At 51.7% G+C, this 6,021-nt stretch carries 9 protein-coding genes; 8 read left to right on the top strand and 1 reads right to left on the bottom strand.

Annotation, left to right across the window (positions count from 1 at the left end; translation table 11 throughout):
* Positions 1–603 (bottom strand): SDR family NAD(P)-dependent oxidoreductase, encoded by a 603-nt coding sequence (locus HN413_18030; GenBank protein MBT3392300.1) that lies wholly within the window; start codon positions 601–603, stop codon positions 1–3.
* Positions 604–852: 249 nt separating this feature from the next.
* Here HN413_18030 and HN413_18025 point away from each other — a divergent pair, with 249 nt between their 5' ends.
* The 8 genes from HN413_18025 to HN413_17990 all read left to right on the top strand — a co-directional run.
* Complete coding sequence (locus HN413_18025; protein MBT3392299.1) at positions 853–1,653, top strand: type III pantothenate kinase; 801 nt, start codon at positions 853–855, stop codon at positions 1,651–1,653.
* A 49-nt stretch (positions 1,654–1,702) separates the two neighbouring features.
* Complete coding sequence (locus HN413_18020) at positions 1,703–2,131, top strand: MaoC family dehydratase (GenBank protein ID MBT3392298.1); 429 nt, start codon at positions 1,703–1,705, stop codon at positions 2,129–2,131.
* Between the two features lies 1 nt (position 2,132).
* Positions 2,133–2,585 (top strand): GNAT family N-acetyltransferase, encoded by a 453-nt coding sequence (locus HN413_18015; GenBank protein ID MBT3392297.1) that lies wholly within the window; start codon positions 2,133–2,135, stop codon positions 2,583–2,585.
* 264 nt (positions 2,586–2,849) lie between these two features.
* A complete protein-coding gene (locus HN413_18010) occupies positions 2,850–3,563 on the top strand; it encodes a YceI family protein (protein ID MBT3392296.1) in 714 nt (237 codons plus the stop codon).
* A gap of 178 nt (positions 3,564–3,741) precedes the next feature.
* A complete protein-coding gene (locus HN413_18005; protein MBT3392295.1) occupies positions 3,742–4,536 on the top strand; it encodes a YdcF family protein in 795 nt (264 codons plus the stop codon).
* The gene (locus HN413_18000) at positions 4,536–4,880 is read left to right on the top strand and encodes a DUF952 domain-containing protein (GenBank protein MBT3392294.1); all 345 of its coding nucleotides are present in this window, start codon (positions 4,536–4,538) and stop codon (positions 4,878–4,880) included. The genes HN413_18005 and HN413_18000 overlap by 1 nt, the downstream gene beginning before the upstream one ends.
* A gap of 45 nt (positions 4,881–4,925) precedes the next feature.
* On the top strand, positions 4,926–5,336 hold the full coding sequence (locus tag HN413_17995) for a hypothetical protein (GenBank protein ID MBT3392293.1): 411 nt from the start codon (positions 4,926–4,928) through the stop codon (positions 5,334–5,336).
* Positions 5,337–5,585: 249 nt separating this feature from the next.
* Positions 5,586–6,021 (top strand): class I SAM-dependent methyltransferase (locus tag HN413_17990; GenBank protein ID MBT3392292.1); only part of this gene is annotated, 436 nt, incomplete at its 3' end.

The raw sequence follows: 6,021 nt of genomic DNA, 5'->3' as shown, positions 1-6,021 counted from the left end.
TTAGTGGTTGGCAATCTGTGTCAATGCTTGATAAACCGCGGTTAGCACGTCTTCGTCTGTCGTTACATCCATCGCGCTGACACGGATATTATACGCTGAAAATTCATGATCTAAACTTTCTGCTAAACTGGCAAGACCCAGATGGCAGGCTTTAGCCGCGGGGTTGGCTTGCATCGGTTGGATGAGATGGATAATTTGCCCGCCGCCGCTGACCTTCATCAGCCGCCCGGCAATCTGCGAGAGCAAAAACGCGCCCGTCAGGTTGACATCCACCACGCGGCGCCAATCCCACTCATCCATATCGAGCAGGGTATCATCGGGGTCAACGCGGGCGTTATTGATGAGAATGTCTACGCGCTCCCACTCGGCGATGATCTCATTGAAGATGGCCTGCACCGCCATTTTATTGGCAATATCCCCGACAAAATCGCGCCCCTGCCCGCCCTGCGCGTGGATATTCTCCAGCGTAGTATCCAGATTGATTGGGGAAATATCATTGGCGGCGATGATGGCGCCCTTAGCAGCCAATGCTACGGCAATCTTACGCCCCATCCCGCGCCCCGCGCCGGTGATGAAGGCAACTTTGTTTTCGAAGGATTTCATGTGTGAGTTCCAAAATCTAACGCAATGGCGCAATGGGGCCAGGGCGCAAAGATTTAATCTATTCCCTTTGCGCCCTGGCATCTTCGCGGCTTTGCGTTGAAAGATTGTGCAAATAAAAGAACTTTCATAAAGTGCAGCATCATTATACAATAGGATACCTTTCACCGCAGAATGCTCAAAGCAAACGAGTTCCGATTCATTTTCTCTGTGCGTCCTGTGGCTCCAATCGTTACGGCTGGAGGTTATGCCATGCTACTCACCATCGATATTGGCAATACCAATATTACCCTGGGCATTTACGAGGGCGAAAAACTTGGCCCGCGCTGGCGGTTGGCAACCGTTCATGAGCGCATGCCCGATGAATACGGCCTGCAAATTGTTGGCCTGATCGAACACGGCTGCTGTTCGCCCGACAAGATCACAGGCATCTGCATGGCTTCGGTCGTGCCGCCGCTGACCCCGAAAATTATGCAGGCTTGCCGCGATTACCTCGGCCACGAACCACTCAATGTGGATGCTGGCGTAAAAACCGGCGTACGTATTCTATATGAAAGCCCGCGTTCTGTTGGCGCCGATCGTATTGTCGATGCTGCTGCGGTGCAGCGACTCTACGGCGGCCCGGCCTGCGTGGTCGATTTTGGCACCGGCACCACCTTTGATGCGATCTCTGCCGCGGGCGAATATATCGGCGGAGCGATTGCGCCGGGCATTGGCATTGCCGCCGACGCGCTTTTTAGCCGCGCCGCCAAGTTACCGCGCGTCGATTTCAACCGCCCGCCCTCGGCGATTGGCCGCAACACCACCCACGCACTGCAATCAGGATTGCTCTTTGGCTATGTGGGTCTGGTGGAGGGTATGGTGGCCCGTTTCCGTGCCGAACTTGGCCCACAGATGAAAACCATCGCCACGGGCGGCCTGGCTGAAATCATCGCACGTGAGACAGATGCAATTGAGATTATCGCCCCCTGGCTGACCCTGGATGGTTTGCGCATTATTTGGGAGATGAATGCAGGCGCTCAGGCGATTGGTAATTGGGACCTGAGCGTCTAATTACTTATGTATTTATCCGCGGTACTAATTTTTTTGGAGATTAATCTTTATGAACTCACCCCTCATGCCCTCGCGCATCCCTAAAGCATCCACGGTTGGTGAGAAAGCCACCTTCACCCGCACCCTCACAGACGGCGATGTTTCGCTTTTTATCGGTGCCACTTGGGATGTAAATCCGTATCACACTGACGCCACTTTTGCTGCCCAAACGCCCTTTAAAGCGCGCATTGTGCCCGGACTGCTGACGGCCAGTTTGTTAACCCATCTCGGTGGTTTGTGGGCGTTTTTGGCGCATGAAATGACCTTCGAATTCTTGGCTCCAGTATATATCGGCGAAACAGTCACCGCCACCGCCAAAGTGGTTGAAGCCGATGAAGCCCGCGGCTGGGTAAAACTGGCTTGCACCTGCACGAATCAGGCTGGGGTAGATGTTTTGCGAGCGGTAGTGAGTGGTTTCCCGGGGAAATTTGAAGCCTGAGATGTGTGCAGCGCATATTTTAGTCCAGCCGGTAACTGCCGACGAAGCGCTGCCGATTCGCGCGGCAGTGCTTCGCCCGGGCTTGGCGTTGAGCGCCGCGGCTTATGCTGGCGATGCCCACCCTGAGGCGTATCATGCGGGCGCTTTTGTGTGTGGGAATTTGATCGGTGTGGCAACCGTTTTTCCCGATATACTACCCGAGAGCGAAAATCCGCTCGCCTGGCGTTTGCGTGGTATGGCAGTGCAGGATGCGTTTCATGGCCTGGGGGTGGGGCGCACCTTGTTGGGGCATTGTATTGACCATGTCGCTGAAATGGGGGGCAACTTATTGTGGTGTTATGCGCGCACGGTGGTTTTGGGGTTCTATCGCGTGATGGGCTTTCAACCGCTGGGGAATGAGTTTGTGATTCCGGTTTCAGGGCTGCATTATTTTATGGCGCGAAAAGTGCCATAGAGGGCTTCTCACCACTTGTTAATTTGACAATATTTATCTTAATTATTAAACTTGCTGTTAAATCAGGGTTTTCTCACGACCGTAGCGCACCCCTCTGTTTTTTGACATTTGATCACTGCGCGGCGAACGCCCTATCAAATATTGAATTAGAGTAACTGCTCAGTTTATAGTCTTCATAGAGAGAATTCCGAAAAAGGGTATGCGTTGAGTTGTTACGAATCTGACAGGCATTTCTTGTCAGCTTTGCATTTGGAGGAAAATACCATGAAACGCAACTTGATAATGATGATTTTGCTGGTCTTTTTATTAGCAGCCTGCCAGACGGCGGAAGTTGCCCCGGCAGAAACCGAAGTCCCCCAGACTGATGTGGAAGCGATGCCCGCGGCGGATACCCATGATGAAGAAATGCCCGCCGAAGAGGCTGCTGCCCCCGCTGATGGCGCGCTGACCTACACCCTGGCCGCGGGTGAAACTACGCTGTCTTATTCGGTCGGCGAGACCTTCATCAACCAGAATAATAAATTCGCTACCGCGGTGGGTGTGACCGGCTCGGTTGCCGGAACGATTACGCTCGACACTGCCAACCTGCAGAGCGCCGCACTGAGTACGATCACCGCCGAGGTGGTTGAATTTACATCGGATAGCAGCCGACGCGATAACACCATTCGCGACCGTTTTCTGGAATCGACCAAATTTCCCACGGTGACGTTTGCGCCCACCGCCATCACAGGTCTGCCAGAGAACTACGCCCCTGGCGATGAGATCACGTTCCAGGTGATGGGTGATACTACGATCCGCGAGACTACTTTGCCGCTGGCCTTCAATGTTAGCGCCAAACTGGAAAATGGCGCCCTGAGCGGACAGGCTACGACTACTTTTCTGATGAGCGATTTTGGCTTTGGCCCGATCAGTATCGGCGGGATTTTAGAAACCGAAGACGAAGTTTCGATGACGCTGGATTATGTAGCCTATCCTTGAAAAATCCCGAATTTGAGGGTATGCAGCGAGCTTTGTCCGCTGCATACCCTCAAATTCGGACAACCACCCCGACGATTCCCAGAGTACGCTAAATTCTCTGTGCTGCCTGTACCCTGGGGTATTGTGGTGAGAAATTCACTTTCCTGCTTCTCGAAAAGCACAGTATACTGTGGGGGTTATGCTCACTTTCTTTCTCTCAAAATTTATTCCCCTGTTTATCTATCCTGTCGGTCTGATGTGGATTTTGCTCCTGCTGGCGCTGTGGCTGCGCAAACGCCCCGGTTGGCAGCGTGCGGCGATGGTCATTGCGATTGCGTTGCTCTGGATTGGCGGTAATACTTGGGTCGCGGATAGCTTGGCACGCGCCCTCGAGTGGCAGTATTTCCCCCCTGAAACACTTCCCCACGCTGAGGTAATTGTGTTGCTTAGCGGCGGGACGCAGCCCGCTCAATATCCGCGTAGCACTGTTGAAGTGGGCGGGAGTGGAGACCGCGTGATTTACGCCGCGCATCTTTATCATCAGGGAGCGGCGCCATATATTCTCGCATCGGGGGGCAATGTTCCGCTGGTTGGGCCAGACACCACTGAATCCGAAGATATGGCTGTTCTGCTAGATATGCTGGGCGTGCCTGATGATGCGATCTGGCTGGAAAAATCATCGCGCAATACCGCCGAAAACGCTCACTATAGCTGGGAATTTTTGGTCGAAAAAAGCATCGAACGAATTATCCTCGTAACTTCAGCAAAACACATGCCGCGTGCTGTGCATATCTTCGAAGCGCAGGGTTTTGAAGTGATACCCGCGCCCACCGATTACAGTATCACCGAGGCTTCGTGGCAACAACTATGGTCGCCAAATTTGGCAGCCCAATTGATCAATTTTTTTCCGACAGCGAGTAATCTAAGCGGCACAACCGGGGCTTTAAAAGAATATTTGGGAATGTTGTTTTACACTTTGCAAGGAGTACGCTAATGTCATCGAGTAAAACCGTCATTGTACATCTCTGCACCCGTGCCGATTGGGAAGTTGCTCAAAGGGCCGGGGCGTACCGCGCCGCCTCATTAGAGAGCGAAGGCTTTATCCATTGTTCACGTCCCGACCAGATTTTTAAAGTAGTGAATACTTTTTATCAGCAAATTCCTGATTTGGTGCTCCTTTGGCTAGAGCCTGAAAAAATCGCCGCCGAAATCCGCTGGGAGGCCGCCGATGGCGACGAGTTCCCGCACATCTACGGGCCGCTCAACCTGGATGCGGTGATCCGCGTGAGCGATTTTCTCCCCGATGCCGATGGCGTGTATCGCACGCTGCCGGAATAATATATAATGGATGGAATGGAGCTATTGCCGAAACAGGAGCCTGTTATGCGACGTCATAGAATTATGAAAAATCATCTGCTTGCAGTGTTGTTCTTGTTAACAGCGATTGGCGTGGGTTTATGGGTGCCTCAATCGGTTGTCGCCGATGGCGGCAGTTTCCCGACGGCAACCATTACCCCGTCTTCCACCCCCGTTAATACGCCTACGCCCAGCGTCACCCCGGTTCCCCCGCCTACAGATGCCGCGCCTGCCAATATACAAGGCGACACAGTTCTCGTTACCCCCACTACGCAAGCCGCAGCCAAATCGGTTGAAACGCCTGCCCCCATATTTGAAATTGGCTGGGTAGGCTATTGTATGATCTTTGTAATTGTGATTTGCTGGCTGGCACTGATTGGGTTCGCGGTTTATTATTTTTATAAGCAATCACAAAACCAGCCTGGTTCCGATGAATAGAAACGGGGGTATTCTATAGATGGGATCTTTAACGCATGGTGGGAAAATGAGTTTTCTCAATATTGGGGTTGCGAAAGTCTGCTGAAATAAAATTATAGGGAGATATCAATGAGTAAGAGTAGGATCAAACAGTTACTAAAAAAAATGCTAATGACGCTTAGTTTTCCCCTGCGTTATATGATTCGGTATGAGCTTGAACAGCAGAATTCATTATACGCGCTGCAGAACATACGAAAAGGCTTGCAGCGTATGGCTTCGCAACGCACTTTTGAATATGTACATCACCACATGCAGCATATTGATTCGGTAACAACTCCATCTGAATTATTATCGGCTTCGCTGGCTGCCGCCGATCTGAGCGGCGGAAAATTGATATGTGAATTCGGGGTTTTTTCAGGGCGATCGATTAATCACCTGGCTGCCGAGACAGACCATACAATTTATGGGTTTGATTCCTTTGAAGGATTACCAGAGCGTTGGCGCGATGGCATTGGCCCTGGCAGTTTTAAGAATACCACGTTCCCGGAAGTCGCGCCCAATGTTGTTCTGATAGCAGGATGGTTTCACGAAAGCTTGCCACCTTTTTTGCGAGAAAACGATGGCGACATGGGTTTTATTCATATCGATTGTGATCTCTATTCATCCACAAAAACAATCTTTGATTTGCTAAAAGAACGCATTAAAC

The organism is Chloroflexota bacterium (assembly GCA_018648225.1).
Taxonomy (GTDB): domain Bacteria; phylum Chloroflexota; class Anaerolineae; order Anaerolineales; family UBA11858; genus NIOZ-UU35.
Note: the sequence above shows the minus strand (reverse complement) of the source record. Positions and strands in the feature narration are given on the sequence as shown.